Below are 25,837 nucleotides of genomic sequence, written 5' to 3'. Positions count from 1 at the left end.
CGATTATATTATTCTTCTAGACGATTTGCGAAATTTTCCTGGAGGAATTTTATACATTTTATTAAATATTCGGTACAATGATCTAGATTCCATGCCCACTCTTTCAGCCACTTGCTCTACTGTCATTCCCCCGCTCTCTAGTAAATCCTTGGCCTGTTCCAATTGGACTTTCAGAATATATTGATAAATGGTGTGCCCTAATTGGCTTTTGAAAAGTTTATTAAGATGCTGCGGTGTATAGCCGAATTCCTTAGATATATCTTCAAGAGTGAGCTTTCGTGAATAGTGTAAGTGGATATAATCCACTACCTTTTGAGTCGTAAATTCCGAATAAGGCTCCTTCATATGCAAGTTAAATAGTTGGAGCTTAATTTCCGCTAACATCGAATAAACGATCTCAGAGGACTTCAACGTACCATCTACGTCTTCATTTTCATATTTGCAGAGCATCTCTACTAATTCGAGGATACGTTTCTTTGAATGCAACAGAAACGGTCTCTGCAATTGTAAACGGAATTGTAATAATGCAGAAAAATAACAATCAAACCGAACAATAGCAAATTCCCATTGGCTGTCCAACGCATCATAGGTAAACTGGACATTTGGCATTATGATAACAGCTTGGCTGGGACTAAGAACGAATTCCGGTTCATCTTTAATATGAATTCTTCCCCTACCAGCTACACCGACGAAAATATGGAAGCTATCGTTGCCAGTAACATTAATATTTCTCATTGAAGGAAGTCGTAGGTACTCTACGGATCTTAGCCGGAATGGAAGTGTAAAAGAATTAAATATTTGCATAATAGTAACTCCCCCTTTTAACTCTGACTGCACTATTTTCAATGCATCAATTACTCTATCTATTACTCGTATTAACAAATACCCGGAACCAAAGTTAGCGCTTTCATTTTTGGCGATCCTATGTTTCTTTTCAGCATTTTGGGAAGTCCCTCCCACTTGTAATCATAACTCTCTCTAATCCCATCATAATCAAATTGAATGAACAGAACGAACTACGAAAACAAGTCATTCCTTTGAAAATCTATATACAATGCCTCTATTTTTCATACAATTCTCTAATTTCTTATTCAATTTTGGGTTTTGTTGCAAATAATAAAACTGCCAAGTATAACAAAAGACCATAATCTAATGTATTTAAAGTGCCTATCCCGGATGAAAAACGGAGAGATCGTCTTTTTGGAAGATAATGAATCAATTTTCTGGTGTTCTGGGATTGTAAGATACCCAGATGAAGAGTCGCCACTCGAAGTTGGTATTATAAGACTGTTGTCAATATCGAGCGTAAAATACACAAACAATTAATATTAGGATCTGGGATGACTATATCAGAAGAAGAATTACTAATATCAGTGGAAATATTAGAGATCAGATGAAACAACAGATGAAAGAAGATCCAGATAAACATTATTGGGTCACTTCTATATCAATAATGAAGGGAAGCTCGTCATCTCTTTTAATAAATACGAGGTAGCGCCTGGTTATATGGGGGGGGATTGAGTTTATTATTCCAACACTTTTGTAGAACATCCGATTGAAAGGCAACGAAGATTTCGGAAAAGCTGTCCGTGTGAGTGCTTAGGGAAAGGGAGAACTACGATAACTCTGTGTGGTGTCATATTTATTGAGAATTTAGTTGCCAAAAACATTTTTATATCAAGATCCGGTTTCACAATTAGTGAGAATTCGTTCGTTCGCGGTACCTCAAAGATACCTTAGTTTTCATAATTGTTGAGACTATCCGCAAATGAAACTTTGTATGTTTATTCATAGTAATGCATATGCGGAATTAATCCTGTTTTGGATTAAGCTTCCTCTGTGTGTATTCTTTTCCTAAAACAAAAAAGGAACACGATAGCCCATTGGGTTCGTGCTTTGGAATCTATATTTATATTTAAGCAATCAGACTATAATGTATGCTTCTTCTATTAATGTTTGCTATATTTAGAGATTCTATACGCAATTGAAACGGTAGAGTCCCAATGTACAGAACTCTTATATTGGTTTGATCCACAACCCGAGACAATAATGAAAAATGCTTCTGCATCATTCTATTTGATATTAATAGATTTTGTGAGTCATCGATCACTAGAATCAAGTATCGAGATAATGTTAATAATAGCTGAGCTTCCAATTCTAATGTAGTATTTCGTAGCGGATTAAGATCCATCTGTCGTAATAGAGATAATAAACTCTTTCTCACTACCACTACTAGGAACGTTAGTTAGTACTGCTGAATTAACATTAGTTATTCTATTGATATCCAGAATATCCATCAACAAACATAAAATCTGCTGGGGAAGTGTAAAAATTCTCAATTTCTGATTTTAGATTATTAAACATTCTTCTCATACATATTTCGATCATTAAATTCCACCATTTTACCTTATTGATCCACAATCACCATGTCGTCTGAAGAAAGATTCATAAGTGCATGCATAAATTGAGCTCATGCCGGAATGTAAGCATGCATTATTTGTAACTGTCCCTTTTTCTTACTAATCTTATAAACTTATGTGACTGCCAGCATCCCGATTTCTTATAGAGGCGACTTAACATGTGGAACAACAAATAAAGGATTCGTTTAAACATAAGCCCCCCCCTAATATTGGAACCTAATCCCGAACAATAACTTGATCATACCTTCGCTCCAAGATACCCGGAACCTCATATAGTAAATAAGAGAGACCGTTAACTTCTCCTCGAAACGAATCTGGAAAAGACAAATACTCATCTTTCGACAGGATTGGAAGTACAGATATATCACTGGACATTCCGCATTTAGTCTTCTTCAAATTAAAAGCTGATAGTATATTGTTTTCTATAAGAACAACCCGTTTATCTCTTTTATCATATAAGCAAAATTTCAAATGATTAGCCCTCCTTTTTCTTCTATTAAGCCATTCGGAATTTACATTTCGTTGTAGACTCTAGCTTTCAGACTAGGGTCTCTTTATGTTTCATCCCCAAAATAAGGCAAGAACAAACTTTCCTCTTGGCATTTTCAAATCACCCCAACAATCGCTGAGAAGGCGATTTTTTACTGCCTATCTCTTTAGTGGGGGGGGTATGACCAGGATTCCATTTCCCCGTTCTAGTGAAGCGTATCTGCAGTTTGTCGTCGAACAACTCAACCTACATTACGGAAACTCGAAAGCTCTTCTCCAGCAGTTCTATGCGGATCTCATTCTCTGGATCACGCCCTTATTAGATACTTCCCTTACGGCCTCTATCATGAAGAATCAGTATTCATCCGATCCCAGAGGCAGGAAGCCTCACGATCCCGCTGATCTCCTTCGCAGTTTACTTCTCATGAATAAACTGCATATCACAAAGGTTGATGAATGGGTTGAAAAACTGGCTACCATTCCGATCTACGCAATTCTCAGCGGCTTGCCACCGAATGCGACGCCCGGTGTCGGTACCTTCTACGATTTCTTCCGAAGGATGTGGCTTGCCACTTCTGCCCATCTTACCGGAAGGAAAAAACGCAAGCTCAAGAAGCCGAAAAGAAAGGGAAAAAGAATCAAAAACAAGAACCTGACAACCCTAGCATCACTGAAAGACTTCTCAATCGTATCCAGCGACAAGGACGAATTCACTATACGCCCAAAGCCCATGATCTCATGCAGCAGTTATTTCAAACGATGTTTGTTCTGCCTTCCGCTGCGAAAGGGCTGCTTGGTAACACTCAGTCATTCAGCGTGATCGCCGATGGAATTGTGCTCACTCCTTCGTTGATCGTTATGTCCTGTCCCACCAGCAGGTTCCCTCTTCAATTTGAATCATAGATAAAATTTTTGCGAAAAAACACTGTTGAATTTAAAGAATCCGACAAATCAACGACTGTAAAATATGATTTTTCCTGCAATACTATCCTGCAATATCGCAAAATAACCAAAAAAACACCGCTTATTTCCAATAAAGGAACCAAGCGGTAATTCATTGAGATTTCATTATTGTATTTCTCAAGACATTTTCCTTTGGCGTTACACCATTGTTTTATTTCAAGATCGCCAAGGCTACAATTGCAAGGTCTTCGATGCCAACCTTGCCGTCTTTATTCACGTCTGCTCTCGCATTCCAGCCAGGCTGACCTTGTTCAGTGCCATAAGCTGCCGCAACAATGGCAAGGTCACCGACCGAGACACCATTTCCATTAATATCTGCCGTTATTCTCTTGCTATCAAACAATTGAATTGCCGTTTCCAATGCTACTATCGCACTATCCACCTGCTGTTGAGTCGCGTTCGAATTATTCGCTATTGCACTAGCCGTATCGATAGCCGACTGCAATTGCGCTTTGGAGCCCATCGCATACAGACCGTCTCCATTGCCTTCCACAGCAGCATTGTGCTTGGACTGAGCCGTTCCGATCATGGCATTCAACTGCGACTTATCTACTGGTATAGCAGGTACAGTTATTTGTATCTCGCTGGAGGAACCGCCGACCTTCAGCTCATTCCCCTGTGCATTGGCAATCATTACATTGTCTACAGAAATTGTCCTATTGGTTGCCTGGGTTACAGATTTGGCCGTAAATTTGATTGCGAGCAAGTCACCTTGGGCGGGCACGTTCGCGCCCACGCTTGCAGCCACGATCCGGAGTTGACCCGGTGCTTTCTCCGTTTGATCGATGACTTGGAACCCGTCTTTCAGGGATGTCACCTTCTCGAATTGCACACTTGCAGGATCATACCGTAGTGTGAAATCTTGGGCGTACACTTGCTGATATACGCTTTGCGTAACGTCGGCCAGTCCCATCGTCAGTGTGAAGGGTTGGCCAGAATGTACCTGCTGTTCACCTGTAAATGTAGACTGAGGCATTGCAACCGGAAGCACCGGCGTGTTAAATTCCATTTCCGACAAACCGACATTTGATCCGCTTCCACCGGATACCTGGAATTTGACCCATGTCACCGTCTTCTCAGGGAAAGTTACAGAATAAGGACTCCTGTCATTCGGGATTCCTGAAACCGCCAAAGTGCTGCCGTCGCTGAACGTAAGCGTTCCGCCGGGTGCCCAATCCGTTAAATTGTACCGATCATAGAAGGTAATCTTGTTGATCGTTTGATTCGTCGTCCAATCCAGCCTGATCCATGGATTCTTTTCTCCCTTGGACACCCATTCCGATTCTTTGCTGCCATCGAACGCTTTGTCGGGAGAATTACTGGCACTGCCAGTCGATGAAGCGGTAGCTGTGGCGGTCCGCGTTGGGATCTTATTTACAGTAACGCTGATACTAGTTGTCAATTGCACATGGTTAGGGTTATCGATTCCAGCAGGCAAAGTAACGGTTCCCGGTATCGTGAAGGTCTGCCCCTTCGGTGAAGTCGGATCGTAGCTTGTGCCGCTTAAATTCCATGTCACGCTGGCAAGCATACTTCTGACATCGGTTACCAGCGATACAGTTCCTGGCAATCCAAGAGCCTCTGCCGTCTTTGCTGTTCCGACTTCAAGCCCTACAATCGCTGCAGGTGATGTTACGCTTACAAGTGTGATTCTGCCCTTCGGTTTCAACTCGTACGAAGAATTCGCTTTAGTGGCGAACGTGTAGACATCGCCTAAAGAATTGGTACTTTTTGTTGCTCCAACCAGTACTCCATCCTCATATACTTCCATCTCTTGGCCTTGCCATGGATTAAGGACTGCACAATCTTTCCCTTTTTCACTTAAAATTTTGACATAACTGGTTTGACCAAGCTCATTTTGATTCGCATCTACCAGGAATGCCCCTTTTGCACGCAATCTTTTAAAGCTTGCTTTTTGATCTTTGTACCAGTTTGCAAAGATATTCAGAAAACCTTCATTACTTTGCAATAAAGAGTCTTGAATAACACCTAGAAAGTTGCTTGTGCCAATATCGCCAGTCGTATTATTGCCCCTTATCCCAGACCAATCACCTGGACTCGGATTAATAGAGCCATTTTTTATCCGAGTAATAATTTTATTGATGTCATAACCTAAACGAGTAGCACTATTTAATCGTCTTGCAGATCCATTATTATCCGTTACATTTAAATAGTTCATATATTTCTCTTTTTGATCTGCAGGAGTGCTCATGCCGGCCGCATCAAAATAATAAACGCTCATAATAGTAACCGGATTGCTGTCAAAAGTATTACCAGCATTTCCTTGGGTTCTGCCTTCTTTATCGCTAACAATCACTTTGCCATTATATAAGAAAGTCGGCTGCGGGCTCATATTGTCAACAATATTTTGCCATACCGGTATTTTATCTGAATCAATGCCAAGGTCTTTCGCTGCAGCTATGGCATTTTTAAGAATATATACACAGGCATCAATATCCAAAATCGTATTTCTTCCCGCTACCCCTTCATGAGTAGCGCCATAGACGACATATTTGCCATTCTCCAATGTCACGTAATTTTCCCAGAAAGTTGCCACTGATTTCAGCATTGGATATAAGTGATTGCTCAAATAGTCTCGATCTTGATTATATTGCCACATCTTGACCAGCGGCATTAATACATAACTTGCCTCCGACGGTTGATTCCAGTAATCAATCTTATTGTTATTCTGCTCTGTCGAAGAGCCCCAAGGACCGATATGGGTTGGAAATATTGCTCCGCCATTAATACCTTGCGTAAATTGAGGCCTGCCTGTCCCATCAATGAGCCAATTCAAATCTTGTACAGAATTTGAACGTCTTTGTGCATCAGGCCAATACTCGTCCAATACATTGGCAAAATTCTGAATACCTTCTAATCGGTTGGCTGCTACAAGCGGATGTATTTGGCGTTCCATATCCGCATTCGTGGTATAATCTCCATCCCAGGCCGGATAATTATTTGCTGTCCACGGAAATAAGCCTGGGGGAAGTCCAGCATTATTCTCACTTGAAGCAGAAACAGCACAGCCTAACCTATACAGTAAACCGTAGTACATTCTTTCCACTTGTGCATCTTGAATGCTAATATAAGATTTCAACCAATATTGCTTCCAGTAATCGCGATGCGCTTGATTAGAGGTTGCAAGCGAATCAGTCGTACTCCTGGAATCAACTTTTGCTTTTGCCTGAGCGATTGATGCAGCCATAGTATTGGTAGTGCCGTCTTGTTTGCCTCCTTCAACGGCCGAAACCATGGTAATTGTTTGATTGGCAGGCAATGTAAACATAGATTTATTCGTTTTTGTATCTATATTTTTTACAGTTACAGCGATATTATCAATAATCTTGGACGCCATGGATACATTCACGGTCCAACCGCTCCATGTTCCTGTGCCGAAAAGACGGCTCGATGGATTACTGATGCCGGCCTTGGATGCAATCATCGTATTACCGTCAACGCTCGCGTTAGTGTTTTCATTAGCTGTCCACGCCGAAACCTCCATTGGAATTGGAGAATTAGTCGTATTTGTGATTTCTGTTACAATCATATTTTCTTTTGCAGATAGCCATGTCCTGGTTTTAAAACCCTCCTCCGACTGTGCCAGTACCTCTGCATTTTTCATATCTTGTTCATAACGAAACTCTGAGGAAGCGGTAGAAACAGCTTTTGGTTGTTCATACAATCCCAAACCGTATAATCTTACTGTATTTCCAGTACCTTGCTCAGCTTTTGTAACTAACACTCGGACATATCTTGTATGAATGGAACTGGTCAGGTTTCGGTCCGTTATGGCAGCCGTGTTTCCTGTTACAGCATCTGCATCGATCCAATCTGAATCCGTCGCTCCCTGAGGATTAGCTTGAGTTGTATATTGCAGCTTAAAATCTTTCGTATTCATGGTAGCGCTTTCTCCGCCTGCCTGAGCATGCTTGACAACCCAACGGGAGATATCTTTTGCTTCTCCAAGATCGACCACTGCCCAATAGGTAGTGGAATTGTTATTCGTTGCCGGGGTTGAACACCATTTGGTATTATCCAATCCGTCAACAAGCTTAGGACCATCCTGACTACTATTCACAGAGCCAAATACAGTAACGTTCTTTTGAAGGGCCAGATTGTCCCCCTCACCCGTTTTGATGGTTAATCCACCGAACGTCGTGTACTGTTGACCATTATTTGTAGGGCGGTCTCTCCACATATCGCTTCTTGAAATATAAATATTTTGCGCTTTTCTGTCTCCCGCCATAAAAGCAAGTAGAGTGCCATTTCCCATTAAGGGACCATCCGGGCTATATTGGCTATCCCAAGGCGAACCCAGCTTCGTATCTCTCGTATAGATGCCTTTATAACCATCCAATTTCCCGGACAACTCTGTCCATTCATCCGTAGTTTGTGCAGCATAAGCCTTTGGTGATGCAAATGCACCACTCATGAATATGCTTGATGCAGCTATGCAGGTAACCATAAAACCCGAAATAACTTTTTTCGTTCTCAACATTTCGAATCTCTCCCTTCGTTTTTTAACCCCAATACAAATTTTCTGTTAATAGGGTATTTCTTACTAGTGCTTATGAAATGGACTGTGCCAAGCCATTCCCCCTTTCAAAGAGCAAATTAACCACACGAAAATTAACCGCTTACAATCTTTGTTGTTAAATTTCTTGAATTAGAGAAATGAACTCTTAATTCAAGAAACAAGTCATTAATCTTCAATACACAATCCGCACATGCAGCATATGCCCGTAAGTTGAAATTTATCCAGCCCGACCCCTGGGCTTTTCCAGAAGCCCAAATCAATTTGAATCATATATAAAATTTTCGCAAGTAACCACTGTCGAATTTAAAGAATCCGACAAATCAACGACTGTAAAATATGATTTTTCCTGCAATACTGTCCTGCAATATCACAAAATAACCCAAAAAAACACCGCTTATTTCCAATACAGGAACTAAGCGCAATTCATTAAGATTTCATTATTGTATTTTCAAGACATATTCCTTTGACGTTACCCCGTACTTTTTTTTGAAAAGCTTATAAAATAACTTTCATTCTCCATTCCGATCTTCTCAATGATCTGAACAGTAGTAAAGTTCGACTGCTCCAGCAGCTCTCTGGCTTTTTCCAATCGGACACCGTTAATATATCCGCAAGTGAGACCGACATATTTTCTGATGACCTTAGCTTGTAAAAGAGTAACAGCCACGAATGGAATTGAATGCCCATCGTGGCTGTTGCTTTATGTTATAAGGTGAAAAGTAACAGGTTACACTATTCTACTGGTAATTAAGTCTTCTGGAAAGTCAAAAGTTGGACAAAATTTGCTTAAATTCTGCATTCGAGACAAGCCATATAAACGACGAAAGGGGGAGCTTAGCTCCCCCTTTTCAATACCGATTAATCCTCAATTTCTCTAATGCGATAACATCAAGTTACCATTCAACATTGCATGTGGTTGTTCTATTGCAAGATTGCTTTGGCCACAATGGCAAGGTCTGTAATGTCAACTTTGCCGTCATGGTTGACATCCGCTTTCTCATTCCAGCCAGACTGACCTTGTTCAGTGCCATAAGCTGCCGCAACAATGGCCAGGTCACCGACCGAGACACCGTTTCCATTAATATCTGCCGTTATTCTCTTGCTTTCAAACAACTGAACTGCTTCTTCCAATGCGGCTTTCGCATTATCCACCTGCTGCTGAGTCGCGTTTGAATTATTCGCTATTGCACTGGCCATATCGATAGCCGACTGCAATTGCGCTTTGGAGCCCATCGCATACAGACCGTCTCCATTGCCTTCCACAGCAGCATTGTGCTTGGCCTGAGCCGTTCCGATCATGGCATTCAACTGCGACTTATCTACAGGTGTAGCAGGTACAGTTATTTGTATCTCCCGGGAGGCACCACCGACCTGCAGCTCATTCCCCTGTGCATTGGCAATCACAACATGATCAACAGAAATTGTCGTATTGGTTGCCTGGGTTACAGATTTGGCCGTAAATTTGATTGCGAGCAAGTCGCCTTGGGCGGGCACGTTCGCGCCCACGCTGGCAGCCACGATCCGAAGTTGACCTGGTGTTTTCTCCGTTTGATCGATGACTTGGAATCCGTCTTTCAGGGATGTCACCTTCTCGAATTGCACACTTGCAGGGTCATACCGTAGTGTGAAATCTTGGGCGTACACTTGCTGGTATACACTTTGCGTAACTCCGGTCAGTCCAACCGTTAGATCGATCGGTTGCCCCACATTAACATTTGTTGACCCGGTTATAACAGCTTGAGGCATTTCAACTGGTTGAAATACATTGATCTCCGCAGCACTTGCAAACCCACCAACTCCAGCAGTTGCTTCGAGCTTGACATAGGATGCATTTGTCGAAGTAAACGTTGCATATTTCAACGCACTGTTATTATCCCAACTTCCGCTTGCAACCTTGGTGAAGGTCACCCCATCCGTACTTACATACACGTTATAGGCTGTAATAATTCCGTTACTCCCTGATTGTCTTGGCAAGTACGCGACTTTATTGATATTGTAGGTTCCTCCAAGGTTTAAGGTAATCGATTGGGGGAGAACGTCGGATTTATTCCACTTTGTATGCCACAGCGTGCCTGGTTTTCCGTCAATCGCCATGGAGGCGGAGTCGTTTTCTCCAGCCGTTTCCTGACTTGTCGCTGTTGCCGTCATTTGGGATGAAGGGATCTTATTTACAGTCACGTTAATACTTGTTGTCAATGGCACGTTGTTGGGATTCAGAATTCCGGAAGGCAGAGTTACGATTCCTGGTACTGTGAAGGTCTGTCCCATCATGATAGTTGGATCATAGCTTACATTGGAAAGATCCCATACGACAGCTGCATTCACATTTTTCCGATCCGTAACTAGCTGCACATTGGCAGGCAAACCTAACGCTGCTGCCGTCTTTGCCGTGCCTATCTCTAGACCTGTGATGTTAGTCGGTGCGGTGATACTAACGAGCTGCAGCGGGGACAATCCTCCTGCTGGCTTCAACTCATAGGAAGAATTCGCTTTGGTCGGCACCGTGTAGAGAGCGCCTAGATTGTTCGTGCTCTTCGTTGCGTTAATCCGCACGCCATCTTCATAGACTTCTACCTCTTGTCCCGGCCATGGATTCAACACGGTGAGATCTCTTCCCTTTTCACTAAAAATATTAACATACGTTGTTTGCCCATACTCATTCTGTTTGGCATCCACCAAAAATGCACCTTTAGCTCTCAAACGCGTAAATTCAGCTTTCTGATCATCATGCCAGTTCGCAAACACATGGATGAAGTCTTGATTACTCTGTAACAAGGAGTGAGTGATTGTATTATAAAGATTGGAATTATTAACAGTACCACCTACTGTATTGTTATTACGGATACCAAGCCAATCCCCAACCGGTTGATCAATAAGCTTAGTCAAAAAATCTGTAATAAAATTGATGTCATAACCGATATTGGTTGCAATCATTGCGGAACGGTCTTCTTTATCATTGTTAGCATTCCAAGGAATCACATATTTAACGTAATTCTTCGTGTATTCTAACAACTCAGATTCTGTAGCCATTCCAACAAGATCATACATATAGGTTGTATGGATAATTGGAACGTTTTTTCCGTCAGGATTTTGTCCATCTGCCATCGTAAAGGTCATTTTACCGGCACCAGGTCTACCTGCTGGTATTTTAGCTGTAGGAAGTGGAGATAGCTTATCATGAAACTCCTGCCACTTAACACGCTTATCAGCATCTACACCAAGCTCTTTACTTGCTTTAATCGCTTTCTCTAATACATAATATACAGATGCCAGATCCATGAACGAGTTCTTATACAAAGTACTTCCTTCTACAGTAGACCCGCCAATAATGTACTTACCCGTATTCTTATCAAGTATCGCATAATCCTCAAAGAACTCTGTTAAATCAACAAGTTTAGAATACAAGCTGTCCTTTAAGTATTCATCATCGTAAGTATATTCCCAATATGTCACCATTGGAACTAACCCTAAAGTTGCACTAGCTACAGAGCTAAAAAAATGATTATTTTGAATTTTCGGGTCATAATCTCCTCTTCCCCAAGGCTGAATACCGACAGGCATCAGTACTCCCCTTATTCCCTTTGTAAATTTAGGATACCAATTGCTGTTACCTATAAGAACATTCAGCTGATAAGGATCCGATGCAAATTTCCGTCCGACTTCCCAGTACTGATCAATTAAATTAGTATAAGTCTCTATATACCCTAGTCGATTAGCCTCAACTGCAGCATCAGGTGCACGCTGAACATCTGCATTCAACATGTAATTATCCCAGATTGTTTTAAGAGAAGCTGACCAAGGAGCGTTACCTCCTGCAAATACGCCTGCACTGTTATCACTTTTAGCTTGCAAAGCCGCTCCAGTTATATACAGCTGTCCGTAATATACTCGTTCTAATGTAGAGGATTCGTCGGCCAGTTTAATGTACGATTTCAACCAGTAGTCTTTCCACCATTCTAAATGCTTTTGCTCGATATCTTGCAGTTTCTTCTCAGTACCGATGGATAGTACATGCTCTTTGGCATCCTCTAGTGAAGTCGTGGAGTCTTTGCCTCCCTCAATTGCAGCAATAACGGTTACTGTTTCACCAGCAGCCAAATCAAACTTGGCCATACTTGTTTTATCACCAACGATACTTAATTCCGGATTTTTCCCCATTACTTTCAATGCAGTGGAAATATCCACAAAATCATTGTATCTTTCATTAACGAAGTGTTTCGTTCCCGTAATCAGCTTATTATCTGAGTCCAATGCTACACTATAAGAAGTCTTAGGGAAGAACTTATCAGCCATAACAACAGAAGCACCTATCTCCATGTTTTTATCAGTCGTATTCGTGATTTCAGTAGAGATTAGATTTTCTGTAGCAGATAACCATGTTTTCGTTTCAAAGCCTTTTTCCGATACTGCCTTTACTATGCCATCCTTCATGCTTTGATCATATCTAAACGGATTACTTCCTCCTCCTTCATCTATTCTTTCATAAGTAATACTACCATATGCAGTAGGATGTGTTCCTCCGGATGTTTGATTAGTTTCAATTGCATCTGGTCTAGAAATATAAATTTGCTGCTTATTCTTATCTCCACCCATAAAGGCGAGCACGGTCCCATTGCCCATCAAAGGTCCATCTGGTGTAGCACTAGTGGTGTTGCTGATTTTCGGAAGCGCTGTATACGTTACAGGATATTTGTCCAAAATGTTACTTACTTCTGTCCATTCAGCATCAAGCTTTGTATTTGCATCCTGTGCAGGTACGCTAGCCTCAATTTTTGGAGGTAATAACATACTTGTTGCAACCATTGACATCACAATAAATGCGGATACATACTTTCGGATTTCAATCATTTTTGTTTCCCCTTTCAATCATTGTTTTTATCTTAACGACTTTGTATCTCCATTCATTCTCTTTATTTTTCTATCCATTGCGAAATAAAGAGAATGATGCTGGAAGTATACAAAGCCACTATGATAACTTTTCATAATTATTCTGCAGACTTATTCAATCTACACGTTTCAACCTAATTAACCAGCTTTGAAAGTCTCCTTGAAGTAACGGGATATCGATACCGTTATACATGAGCTCATCCCCACCAAGCTGTTCTTCCGTTTCAATTACTATATAATCTGCATTTGCATCAAGTCCTTTAAGCTGCAGCTTCTCAAATGGCTCATGCGGTACAGCTAAAACACGGCTGTATACAACCATCGCTTCTCTTTGATCTTCGCTTACAAACATCCATGCAGCCTCGTTGCCTTCAAACGGACTTAACAAACGATAGTAATTACCAAATTGAACTAATTTACGAATTTCCTTATATAGAGCAACCTGTTGTTTAGCAAGCTCCATTTCTTCATCGGTAAATTGAGACAAATCCAGCTCGTAACCGAAGTTGCCAGACATTGCAACGTCACCGCGCATTTTCAACGAGGTTGAGCGATCGATTTGATGGTTTGGTGATGCTGAAACATGCGCTCCCATGGAACTGATAGGATAGACAATACTTGTCCCATACTGAATTTTCAAACGTTCGACGGCATCAGTATTATCACTCGTCCATGTTTGCGGCATATAGTAAAGTATGCCTGGGTCGAAGCGGCCACCACCACCGGAACAACTTTCAAATAAAACATGTGGAAACTTAGTTGTGATCGTGTCCAGCACCCGATAAAGTCCAAGCATATAACGATGAGCAGTTTCCCGCTGACGATGCGGCGGTAATAATACCGATCCAATCTCGGACATATTGCGATTCATGTCCCATTTCACATATGAAATTGGTGCACTACTCAAAATGTTGGACACCATTTTGATAATTTCATCACAGACATCTTGACGAGTGAGGTCAAGGATCAGTTGGTTACGCCCAAGTGATCGCGCTCGCTCTGGTACATGAATACACCAATCTGGATGGTTACGGTACAAGTCACTGTCAGGCGAAATCATTTCAGGCTCAAACCATAATCCAAATTCCAAATCAAGCTTGCGAACTCGATTTGCCAAATCTTCCAAACCGTCAGGCAACTTCTCGCGATTGACAAACCAATCACCTAAGGAGCCGCGATCATTATTACGCTTACCGAACCAACCGTCATCTAAGACAAACAATTCAATCCCGAGCTCTTTACCGACTTTGGCAATCGCTTCAATCTTCTCTGCTGTGAAGTCAAAGTACGTGGCTTCCCAATTATTCACAAGAACAGGACGTGGCTCATCCCGAAATTTCCCCCGACAAATACGTGAGCGGTACAACTTGTGATACGTACGCGACATGCCACCAAGGCCTTGGGAAGAATAAACAAGCACCGCTTCAGGTGTTTGGAACGCTTCGCCAGAATCAAGATGCCAGCTAAAATCAAATGGATTAATACCAATCGATACACGAGTAGTGTCGAACTGATCAACCTCAGCCTGAGCGACGAAATTCCCGCTGTATACTAAATTAAATCCAAACACATCACCGTAATCTTCAGTGGCATCCTTTGCTAGTAGTGCAATGAAAGGATTGTGATGGTGTGAGCTAGAACCACGGCGACTTTCAACGGATTGCATTCCTCTCATCAACGGTCTGAGTTGCATGTGGCGTTCACGTGACCAAGAACCGGCCAAATCTAGCATATTAAATCGATTATGAGGAAAATCTACGCTGGCGCTAAGCACTCGTAGCAACTTGAGTGGTGCTATACCTTCGTTAATAAAACGGACTGAACGTGTAATGGCATCATACTGTGCAAACGCCGTATAAGAAAGGATTACCTTCAAACCAATTAATTCATCGCGAAGTGTGATTTCTAGTGTTTCCGCTTCACTGTCCTGCTCTACATAAGTTGCTGGCAGACCTTCAAGTTGTGGCTTGCCGGACACAATTTCATGTGATTCATATCGTAAATCACTAATTGTGGTCCCATTCTCCAATTGAACTTGGTATGCTGGCACTCGAAGATCTCCGTTTCCGTATGCAGGATATTCAGTTGGACATGAATCAAGACTAAATTTCCCGTCCATTCCTACTACAGTTGGAGAAAACACGGTGTGATCCAAATAACGAATTTCTTGAGCACGGCCGCGAAGCTTACGTCCCCAGTAAAAATGCGACAGATAACCACTATCTAAAATTTTAATCATATAGCTCGTTTGATTCGCTTGTAGATGAAACACACGAGTAGATGCATTATACGAAATACTCATGAAAGTGCCTCCGTAAAAAATATGACTTAAAAGAGCTTAGAAATTAAACGACTTCAATTGTTATGCTAGCCGCTTTAAGCGCAGTTGACGTGGGTGTAAGCTCGATTTCCCCATTCTCTTCACCTGCTTGAATAATTGCTAAGCAATGTCCATTAAATGCTCGTCTACTGCTTGCTTTATCTGGCTCGTGACTGCTTGAATCCCCATTTCCTACTCCTAATATTTGTCCAGAACCCTCGATCGTAAAGCGAATTTCATTATCCGCTGTCGGAACAACATTCCCTTTATTATCCACTACAGTAACACGCACCATGACAACATCCGTTCCGTTTGCATGAACAATTTGCTTATTCACTGTTAATTGAACTGCTGCAGCATGACCTACTGTAACAACTGTTTTACGTGTTACTTCCTTGCCTCCGATATTGCCAACTGCGACAAGTTCACCCGGCTCATATACGACATTCCAAACGGTACGATCATTGCGATCAACTATTTTCTCGCCCAAGCCTTGTCCATTCAGCAACAGCTCTAGCGATTCACAGTTGCTATAGGTCCAAACCTCGATCTCCTGTCCTTCGAATTGGTCTACACCATGCCATCTCCTTTCATTGAGTCCTTTAACCGCAAGTTCATTAAGCGCTTACAAATATTGTTAATTAAGCTTCTTGAATTAGAGAACTATACCCCAAATTCAAGAAACTAATCTTCAAATTAGAACGAAGTGATTGTGCAGACCGAATCAATAAGCCCATGGGAAGTTGATTTTATGACGATTTCTCCCGCTTCTTCTAAAGATTGAATGATCAGCAGACAACTGCCGTTGAAAGCTTTCCTTTGATTCGCTTTGTCAGGTTCGTGACTGCTTGGATTTCCATTTCCTACGCCCAAGATGTTCGCATTCCCTTCCATAGAGAAATGCAATTCGTTATCAACTGTAGGCACGACTCTTCCATGAGCATCCACCACATACGCTCTCATAACGGCTACATCACATCCATCGGCTTGAATTTGGGTTCGATCAGGCACCAATTTTACCGCATACGGTGCATCTGTAGTCGCGGCAACTTTTCGCGCCGCCTCCGTAGAACCGTTTCTGCCGATGGCTGTAAGCTCACCCGGTTCATAGCTTACTTTCCATTCCAAATGTGAAGCGCGCGGCATCTCTTGTTCGCCTAAGCTCTTTCCATTCAAAAACAATTCTATGCGTTCGCAATTGCTATATACCCATACATCAATGATCTGACCTTCCCTACCCGGCCAATTCCAATGAGGCATGATATGTACCATCGGCTCATCCGTCCATGCCGACTTTAAATAGTAATAGTTATCTTTGGGAAAGCCGCACGTATCCATCACGCCAAAGTGTGAGTTGATGTTTGGCCATTCATAAGGCGTTGGCTCGCCCCTGTAATCAAATCCTGTCCAAATGAATACACCTGAAAGGAATGGATTTTCGACTACATCACGCCATGCTTTCTCCACCGAACAGCTCCACTCAGGAATATGAATGCCGTATTCCGGACAATAACCTTGAATGTCGTCTCTTTCATAAATGCCTCGGGTTACCGTGCAGCTTGCGCTTTCACTTCCCAGCATGATTCGGTTAGGGTACTTTTCATGGTCGCGTATATCCTGATCTTCACGCTGACCGTAGTTATATCCTACGATATCGACGCCATCGCTGTATCCGCCGTCATTCCATCCATGATTCATAGCTGCTAGCGTCGGTCTTGTCGGATCTATACTGCGCGTAATCGAAGCCAAGGTTTTGACCATTCGTGCTCCCATAATGGTCCCTTCCAATATTTCCTCATTTTCCAAACTCCAAATGATGACTGAAGGGTGGTTGCGGTCCCGATAAAGCAAATGCTTCAATTCTTCAATCCCTGAAGGAGAAACATCCAGCTTCCTGTTCTCGTCCACAACCAGCATGCCCATCTGATCGCATAGATCCAGAAGCTCAGGCGTTGCCGGATGATGAGCGCTTCGATACGCGTTGCAGCCCATCTCTTTAAGCAATCTGAGCTTGTAGGCAATGAGCTGATCAGGCAGCGCCACACCGACGCCGGCAAAGTCCTGATGATTGCAGGTACCTTTAATAGGATAATGCTTCCCGTTCAGGAAAAAGCCTGCATCCGCTTTGAATTCGATTGTTCGAATACCGAAGATTGTCCGATACGTATCCCGAAGCTGATCTTCATCGTAGACTTCCGACATGACATAATATAAGGATGGCGACTCCGGCGACCAGAGCGCCGGTTTATCTATGCGTACAAAGTGCTCGAAAACTCCTTGCTGCTGGAATGAGATTTCCATGCTACTTGCGCTTTCGCCAACTATTTTTCCATGAATATCGTAAATTTTCGTTACGAGCCTGCAAGCTTTTGCGGCATCATATTCATTTCTCACGGTAGTGACAATAGCAATTCCCGCCTGCTCTTCGCTAACCTCTGGCGTCGTCACATAAGTTCCATAGCGCTCTACATGAAGCCGATCCGTTACGGTTAACCACGTATGACGGTAAATCCCGGCGCCCTCATACCACCAGCCTTCATAATCGCGCGCATCCACTTTGACAAAAACAACATTTTTCCCTTCGCTTCCATAACGCGCGATATCCGAAATATCATACGTAAAGCCTGTATAGCCGCTTGCATGGATGCCGAGCAGATGACCGTTCACCCACACCGTGCTGTTACGGAACACACCGTCAAACTCCAGCGAAATTTTCTTGCCTTCAAGCTCTTGTGGAATGTCGAATACTTTCCTGTAACACCCGACTCCCGCAGCCAGATAGCCATGACTTTTGTGGTGTTTGACTTTGCCTCCATCATTCAGATAGTCGCCCTCTACACACCAATCATGAGGCAGGACGACCTCCTTCCAGGCTGCTGGATCAATCTGCGAGCTTTCCCTTTCATCAAAGTATGCGATCTTTAGCCATTCGCCGTCTTCGATATCCTCGCAATCGGTCAAGCCCCCTGTCATACCTCCTTTAACGGCATGCATGATAGGCAAATCCCCTAGATGGAACTTCCAGCCTTTATCAAAATTTTCCTTCAGTCTATTAATGTCAGTCATAGTTTCTCTCCTTGTACTTCTTAACTTAAATGAATAGAGAATCTGAATTTGGCATTGTCTTCAAACCACATTGGAAAATTCGTTCCCCACACATTATTGTGCAAATTAAAGTGCATGCCTCCATCCAAAGGAGCAAAACTATTGTCGAATTGCAGCACCCTCTTCTCGCCAGGCGATAATAAAGGGGCATCCAACGTTTCCAAGCGAACTTCGCCATCACTTCCACGGTAATAAACGCCTGAATTGACAGCATGCAGATTGCGGTTTCCATTTTTTACAACCTCAAGCGGAGACATCAGTTGGCCCATCTTATCCATTTTCCACAAATTCGGATTATCGACGTTCAACCCCAATGAGAACCAGCTTGCTTCTGGTAAACGGTTAGCCTGCTTATTTCCCCTCAACCTTCAATCAGTGTATATTCATTGAACCTATTTACCGTTTGCGGCTTTCCAATCGTCAATTTGCTTTTGAGCATCTGTAATCATCGCGTCCAAACCGGCTGCTTTCAGTTTATTAACCAGCTCCGGAACTGTTTTTTCAGGATCCTGAGTACCTGTGTAGATAATCGGCAGATACTCATTCATAATCGCATTGATCTGTGCATTCTCTTTTTTCATGGCATCTGCATTGTACAGGAAACCAAGAAGCGGCGACGCTACAGAATCGTTATTTGCCTTTTTCATTTGCTCCCATGTATCCGCCGGCTGGCCTTTTTGTACATATGCATTGAACCAGCTGCCGAATTCCCATGCATTGCTCGGATTGTATGCGGAGTCTTTGACAATTTCAACAGTGTTAGCATCTACTTTGGTATAGTGAGTGCCTTCAATTCCATAAGTAAACAGATTATAAAGATCTTTATCCGAGAACAATAGATCCAACAGCATCATGGCTCTTTCTGGGTTTTTACTGTTTTTATTTATGCCCGTCATTGCGGCAATTACAGCGCCTGTATTTACGAATTGTGGAACGGGTTTTCCTTGAACGACCGGGTATCCTAATTCAGTGGCTGCGCCCGCTTCACTTCCTGGACCATATCCACCTGTCATTACTGCATATTTGCCAGTCTTACCTTCCGCCTTCGCATCTTTTAACGAAGCGGCATCTTTGCGGATGTAACCTTTTTGGTACCACTCTCTGAACATCTTGGCTTGTGCCATAAACTCTGGACTTTCCACCAAGTCGAATACCTTTAACGATTTATCGGCGAAATGAACGCCAAGCGGATTTACACTGTTTCCTTGTACCTGATCAAGCGTCATGCCTTTTTCATTATCGCTCAAATCATACATATTCGTAATATTGCCAGTTGCCAAAAAAGGTGTAACGCCCGACTCACCTTGTTTTACTTGATCCAGGAAAGGCGTAATATCGGCGTACTTCTTAATTTTTGATGTGTCCAGGGTGTACTTGTCAGCAAGATCCTTTTTAATGTTCAAACCTCTACCGATCGCATAGATCTGATAATTCAATACGCCATACGTTTTTCCGTTTACTTTTGCCGCTGGCCAATATTTCTCCGGAACCTGTTCCAAGATATGTTTGCCGTATTTTTGCAGCAAATCATCTAATGGGAGCAAAGCGCCTTTGGATACGTTTTGTGTATAGTTGTTTGCCCAAGATGATGTAAATGCCAGGTCATACGGCTCCCCGGAAGAGACGATGACATTCATTTTTTGATCGTACGCACCCCAATCAATCGTATTGATCGTTAAGGTCGTATTGATTTTTTCTTTTAAAATTTTATTGATCGCATCTGTAACGACTTGCTGATCTTTTTGAGGCGTCCCTACGACATACCAAGTCAAATTAACAGGTGCCAGAGTCTTATTATCCGTTGTAGGCGCTTGAGTCGACGTACCAGGTGTAGCCGTATCTGTTTTGGCAACATTAGAACCGCAACCGGATAATACAGCAGATGCCAGCAGCACAGTAACCATAAGAAAGCCTGCCGATCTTGTAATTTTTTTGTTTTTCATTCTTGAACCCTCCTGATTTTCTATTATTTATTATTGAATACTGTTTCCAGTATCACAACCTGATATGAACTCACCCTTTTACAGAACCTACGGAAATTCCCCGGATAAAAAATTTATTAATGAATGGGAAGACGAACATCATAGGACCTGCAGCTAGCACACATATAGCCATTCTAGCTGACTGATCCGGCATGACCACTCCCTTTAATAACCCCATTGAAGCTGCCACAGAGCTTCTGAGGTAATCCGCATTGGACATAATCCTCCACAACAAGAACTGAAGCGAAACAAATTTACTGTTCTGAATAAACATTAGACTTAAATAATAGTCATTCCAGTACATGAGCATAATAAATAGCGCCACGGTAACAATACCCGATATCGTCATAGGAACAATGATGCTGAAGAATATGCGGTATTCGCTGGCGCCATCCAGCTTGCACGATTCAATAATGGTTGGTGAGATGTCGGACATATACCCTTTCATAATCAATACATTCATGGGTACGATCAGATAAGGAACAATTAAAACAAATATGGTATCCGACATATGTAGAAATTTGGATATAATAATATACCAAGGAACTAATCCGCCGCTGACCAGCATGGTCAAAAACACATAAAACGAAGTTTTCTGCGCATACGCATAATCTTTTCGCGACATGACATAGGCTAACATTGCGGTCATGACTGTACTAATGATCGTGCCCACGATACAGACAAATATAGTAACTCCATAAGAGGTCAAAAGTTGATCCGGACTTGCAAAAATAAAGCGGTAAGCGGCAAAGTCGATTTTTTGCGGAAGCAAGCTGTACCCATATTGCATAATGTTTGCATCGCTGGATAAAGATACTGAAACCACAAGAATTAATGGAAATATACAGAGCACTGCAAAAGCAATCAAAATCAAATGCGATATCGATTGAAATATCGAAAATCCTCGATTAACGGAACTATTCATACAAACCCACCTTAAAATACAGAATTTTCAGAGTCGAATTTTCGAATGAGCCAATTCACAAATATAACCAGAACAAGACCGACGACCGATTGATACACCCCTGCAGCCGAAGCCATTCCGATATCACCCAGCGATTTTAATGATCTGAACACATAAGTATCGATAACGTCTGTCGTAGGATACAGCAGCGTAGTATCTCTTGGAATTTGATAAAACATATCAAAATTGCCTACAAAGATTTTCCCGACCTGCGTCATTACCATGATCACGATAAGCGGCTTTAATAACGGAATTGAAATATCTTTGATTTGATGCCACTTGTTAGCGCCATCAACTCTTGCCGCTTCGTAGTATTCATCATTAATCCCTAAAAGGCCTGTGTAATAGATGATTGTAAAATATCCAGCGTTCTTCCAAACATAGGTGAATACCAGCAGTGGAGGCCAATATTTCGCATCGTTATACCAAAGAACCGCTTCCTTCCCGAACATATGGAGAATGGCATTTACAAATCCGTTTTGCATATCGAACAGGGCCAAGAAAACGTAGCTGACTACGGTAAAAGAAAGAAAATAAGGCAGGAACAAAACCGTCTGATAAAATTTGACGGATGTTCGTCTCATTTCATTCAGCATTAATGCGAAGGCAACAGCCACGATCAGTAAGACAACAATAAAGGCCAGATTATATCCTACTGTATTTCTTGTAATACGGAATGCATCTTGCGTGAACAAATATTTAAAGTTATCGAGCCCTACCCAAGGGCTATCCCAGAAGCCCAAACCAATTTTATAATCCTTAAATGGCAGCAGCAGACCATATAAAGGCATATAACTGAATATGAATAAAAACAGCACGCCCGGTAAAGATAAAATAAATAATTGTTTGTTTCTCATAAATGTCTTAATAAAACTTGTTTGCATCAATTGTGCTCACTCCTTTGTTGATCGTTATGTCCTGTCCCACCAGCAGGTTCCCTCTTCAATTTGAATCATAGATAAAATTTTCACGAAAAAACACTGTCGAATTTAAAGAATCCGACAAATCAACGACTGTAAAATATGATTTTTCCTGCAATACTGTCCTGCAATATCGCAAAACAACAAAAAAACGCCGCTTATTTCCAACACAGGAACTAAGCGGCGTTTTTTTAAGATTTCATTACTGTATTTTTCAAGACATATTCCTTTGGCGTTACCCCGTACTTTTTTTTGAAAAGCTTATAAAAATAACTTTCATTCTCCATTCCGATCTTCTCAATGATCTGAACAGTCGTAAAGTTCGACTGCTCCAGCAGCTCTCTGGCTTTTTCCAATCGGACACCGTGAATATATTCCGCAAGTGAGACCGACATATTTTCTTTGAATATTTTCCCAAGATGTACAGATGACATTTTGAGAATTTCTGCGACAAGCTGCAAGCTCAAGCTCGGATCGGAATAGCTTTCCTCAATGATTCCCTTGGCCGTTTCTATAAGCAAGGCATGTTTCTCCAAATTTGAAGCTCTAGCATTCCCTACGCCGAGAGAAAGCAATCGGATAAGCTCCTCCGAAATTTCTTCCAACGTTTCATATTCCATAATCTTTAAATTATAAACATTGTAATCGATATTTATGGGCTGCAGCTTGGACTTGTTCATCTCATTGAGCATATTTAAAATAAAATTTGTTATATGCATGACAGACAGCGTCATATTGTTGTAATTTTGCTCTTTGATCTCCTCCAAAATATTCAAAACAATCATTTCGGCATTTTTTATTTGTCCCGTGTTCATCGCTTCAACCAGTTTTTTATTCAACTGTGCAGAATAATGAACTTGGCTATTCTCATTGTTCTGTTTGACTTTATCACAAGTAATAACAGACATTCTCCCGAATAGAGTTCGATAATTGGCATTATAAAGGGCAATACGATAGCTCCCTTCCAATGCAACAGCAGTATCTACAATTTCGCCAATGGAAACAGATACGGACAATTTAAAATACTTTAGTATCATTTTCTGGGCTTCTGCAAGGCATTCGGACAGTACACGGATCGCTTCGTTGTTCTCGGCCTGACCTGTATTTACAATAAGCACAATCTGGTCTTTTTTCATATCGACAGCTTCGTTATAAAATTTTGATGCCAACAAATCATTCATAATATTAACGATAGCAAACCTGAGTAACTCTTGATCTTTACTGCTTTTCAACACGAAATGATTGTATTGGTCAATTTTGATCACACATACTGTCAGTTTGCTCCGAGAGTCAAACAAAGCACTATTGCTTTGTGAGGCATTGGCAATATCGTCATTTGTCATAGAGTTGCTATCCACTAGAAGATTAGTAAGGTAGTAGTTATTCAAAAGCCTATCTTTTGAGCGGTTTTCTTTATAATACATCTCTCTATATTCATAGAATTTATTATACATTTGATTTAAAAAGCTGATCTCATCGTCTATCGGAGTTATTTCATTTTCATCAATATCCAAGGAATTAATCCGTTTCACAAGCTTGCCTATCGGAACATAGATCTTTTTGGATATCGCAAATGAAGCAATGACGGCAATAAAAATGAATACCAAGGTTATAAAAAGCATGATGAATTTAATATTTTCTACATTACGGAATACTTCTTTATAAGACTGAACCTTTACCAATACCCAATCGGTTTGTTTCAAGTAAATATATGAAACATAGCTTTTCTCACCGTTGAAATCAGTGGAAAAGGCATCGAACGAAGCTCCCGATTCTATGATTTTGTCTTTGATTAAGTCACTATAAATCACTTGCAAGGAAGACTTTGTAGTTTCATCCTTGATTTGATTCCCAATATTTTCGCCATTGTTTCCATTCAAGATATAAATATTACTCTTAGAATTCGGATTCGATGTATTGATCCTGTTAATATTCTCAAGCATCCAATCCGCCTTGATATTTACATAAACGCTGTTATCCGGCAAGTTTTCCTTCCCTAACCAATCGTACATCGCATATGTAAATACATCGTCCGTTGGCTTGGATGCAATTGGATAAAGGCTGTCCATCTGCCTATATATGGGCTTAAGCACAGGTAGAACATTGAAAGAGCGAATCGTTGTTTCAAGCTGCGGATCGCTGCTGAAAAGTCCTTTATTCGTAGACAAATAGACATTCGATTTCCCATGGTGGATAAAAATTGAATGAATAAATGGACCATTGCTCATATAAGATGTTCTTAAATTTTCCAATGCAGCGCTCGCTTCTCCAATATTGTCGCTAATGTTATTCAAATCAAAAATGGATTTGGTATCACTGCTCATATAAATGGAGTAACATAGATTCCTCACCATCTGATCGAAATTTTCTAAATTATTGGCAACTTGAGAAAGCAACTGCTTGTTTAAATCATAGTTATTTTGGAGAACTGATTTCTTGACACTCAAGTATATAATCGTTGAAAAAATAATCAGTAGACTCAAAAAGGCCAAGCCAATCCATAGATAAATCTTATGAAAGTATTTGCTTGATCCAAAAAACCTCAGCATGTCAATGTTACTCCTTCTGGTTGATATTGGACCTTAATCACATTGTGGTTCAGATCTATACATCTAAAAAGATTCAATGAGCTTAACAAGCCTATCGGATAACCTCGGCAGGGCATATATGATCCTGTGCAGAATCATCAATCTCTCCCCCCTCCTTACAATCATCGTATTGTAACACAAACAGCTTGTCTATCCGAGCTATTAACTTCGTTAATCGGATGATGAGATGTTGGCTATAGGCAGTCCCTTTTCAAAATACTATCATAATATAGAATTCATACAAATTAACACTGTCATATTTAAATAATCCAACAAAATATACATATACAATTTAATTTTTGTTGCATCCTGCAGGAATTTTCACCTCTCCAATTGTTCAAGCGGACCAATTCGTTCCAGCAGCAGGATCATAACTAATCGTCCTTCCAACTCGTAGACAAGGTCAATCGCTTCTTACTTGAGCTCTACCAATTCCTTTTGCACCGTTCCAAGTTCTTCCTGTAGGTTGGTTCTACGGCTTTTCGCAAGGCAAATTTCAAATACTGTTTATTCAGTACTTATTTAATGAACTACCATTGGATCCTTTACCATTCACAATAGTGGAGCAGTTTCCCAGTTGATATATCATAGCTTAAAACGTATGAAAAAGAATCATTCCATCGAGTTAAGAAAGTAAAAAAAACGTTCTTACACGAAAG

Annotated in this window: 12 protein-coding genes and 1 pseudogene; 2 read left to right on the top strand and 11 right to left on the bottom strand. The window is 41.3% G+C overall.

Annotated features, from left to right (window positions below):
• Positions 1-3 precede the first annotated feature (3 nt).
• Positions 4-804 (bottom strand): helix-turn-helix transcriptional regulator, encoded by an 801-nt coding sequence (locus tag J2Z65_RS22185; protein ID WP_167058404.1) that lies wholly within the window; start codon positions 802-804, stop codon positions 4-6.
• 550 nt (positions 805-1,354) lie between these two features.
• On the opposite strand from J2Z65_RS22185, the pseudogene J2Z65_RS22180 reads away from it, so the two are divergent.
• Positions 1,355-1,546 (top strand): annotated as a pseudogene (locus tag J2Z65_RS22180) (RsiV family protein); the annotation flags it as partial.
• 1,544 nt (positions 1,547-3,090) lie between these two features.
• Entirely contained in the window at positions 3,091-3,729 is a 639-nt protein-coding gene (locus J2Z65_RS22175; RefSeq protein WP_167058402.1) for a hypothetical protein, read from the top strand.
• 294 nt (positions 3,730-4,023) lie between these two features.
• Here the strand turns inward: J2Z65_RS22175 and J2Z65_RS22170 are convergent, their stop codons facing one another.
• The 10 genes from J2Z65_RS22170 to J2Z65_RS22125 form a co-directional block, all read right to left on the bottom strand.
• Entirely contained in the window at positions 4,024-8,373 is a 4,350-nt protein-coding gene (locus J2Z65_RS22170; protein WP_167058399.1) for a DUF7402 domain-containing protein, read from the bottom strand.
• A gap of 960 nt (positions 8,374-9,333) precedes the next feature.
• Positions 9,334-13,260: a discoidin domain-containing protein gene (locus J2Z65_RS22165; RefSeq protein ID WP_167058396.1), complete on the bottom strand. Its 3,927-nt coding sequence runs from the start codon at positions 13,258-13,260 to the stop codon at positions 9,334-9,336.
• 154 nt (positions 13,261-13,414) lie between these two features.
• Positions 13,415-15,601 carry an alpha-galactosidase gene (locus tag J2Z65_RS22160; RefSeq protein ID WP_167058393.1) on the bottom strand — a complete coding sequence of 729 codons (2,187 nt, stop codon included), beginning with the start codon at positions 15,599-15,601 and terminating at the stop codon, positions 13,415-13,417.
• Positions 15,602-15,644: 43 nt separating this feature from the next.
• Positions 15,645-16,169, bottom strand: a complete 525-nt coding sequence (locus tag J2Z65_RS22155) for a DUF4982 domain-containing protein (protein WP_338111682.1) — start codon at positions 16,167-16,169, stop codon at positions 15,645-15,647.
• 146 nt (positions 16,170-16,315) lie between these two features.
• Positions 16,316-18,685: a beta-galactosidase GalA gene (galA, locus tag J2Z65_RS22150; RefSeq protein ID WP_167058389.1), complete on the bottom strand. Its 2,370-nt coding sequence runs from the start codon at positions 18,683-18,685 to the stop codon at positions 16,316-16,318.
• 20 nt (positions 18,686-18,705) lie between these two features.
• Positions 18,706-19,089, bottom strand: a complete 384-nt coding sequence (locus J2Z65_RS22145) for a hypothetical protein (RefSeq protein WP_193580922.1) — start codon at positions 19,087-19,089, stop codon at positions 18,706-18,708.
• A gap of 27 nt (positions 19,090-19,116) precedes the next feature.
• The gene (locus J2Z65_RS22140) at positions 19,117-20,667 is read right to left on the bottom strand and encodes an ABC transporter substrate-binding protein (RefSeq protein WP_167058385.1); all 1,551 of its coding nucleotides are present in this window, start codon (positions 20,665-20,667) and stop codon (positions 19,117-19,119) included.
• Positions 20,668-20,737: 70 nt separating this feature from the next.
• A complete protein-coding gene (locus tag J2Z65_RS22135) occupies positions 20,738-21,631 on the bottom strand; it encodes a carbohydrate ABC transporter permease (protein WP_167058382.1) in 894 nt (297 codons plus the stop codon).
• Between the two features lie 11 nt (positions 21,632-21,642).
• Complete coding sequence (locus J2Z65_RS22130) at positions 21,643-22,554, bottom strand: ABC transporter permease (RefSeq protein WP_167058626.1); 912 nt, start codon at positions 22,552-22,554, stop codon at positions 21,643-21,645.
• A gap of 227 nt (positions 22,555-22,781) precedes the next feature.
• Positions 22,782-25,139 (bottom strand): AraC family transcriptional regulator, encoded by a 2,358-nt coding sequence (locus tag J2Z65_RS22125; RefSeq protein ID WP_167058379.1) that lies wholly within the window; start codon positions 25,137-25,139, stop codon positions 22,782-22,784.
• Between the last annotated feature and the right edge of the window lie 698 nt (positions 25,140-25,837).

Origin of the sequence: Paenibacillus aceris, from assembly GCF_017874035.1 — a bacterium.
Lineage (GTDB): Bacteria > Bacillota > Bacilli > Paenibacillales > NBRC-103111 > Paenibacillus_E > Paenibacillus_E aceris.
Note: the sequence above shows the minus strand (reverse complement) of the source record. Positions and strands in the feature narration are given on the sequence as shown.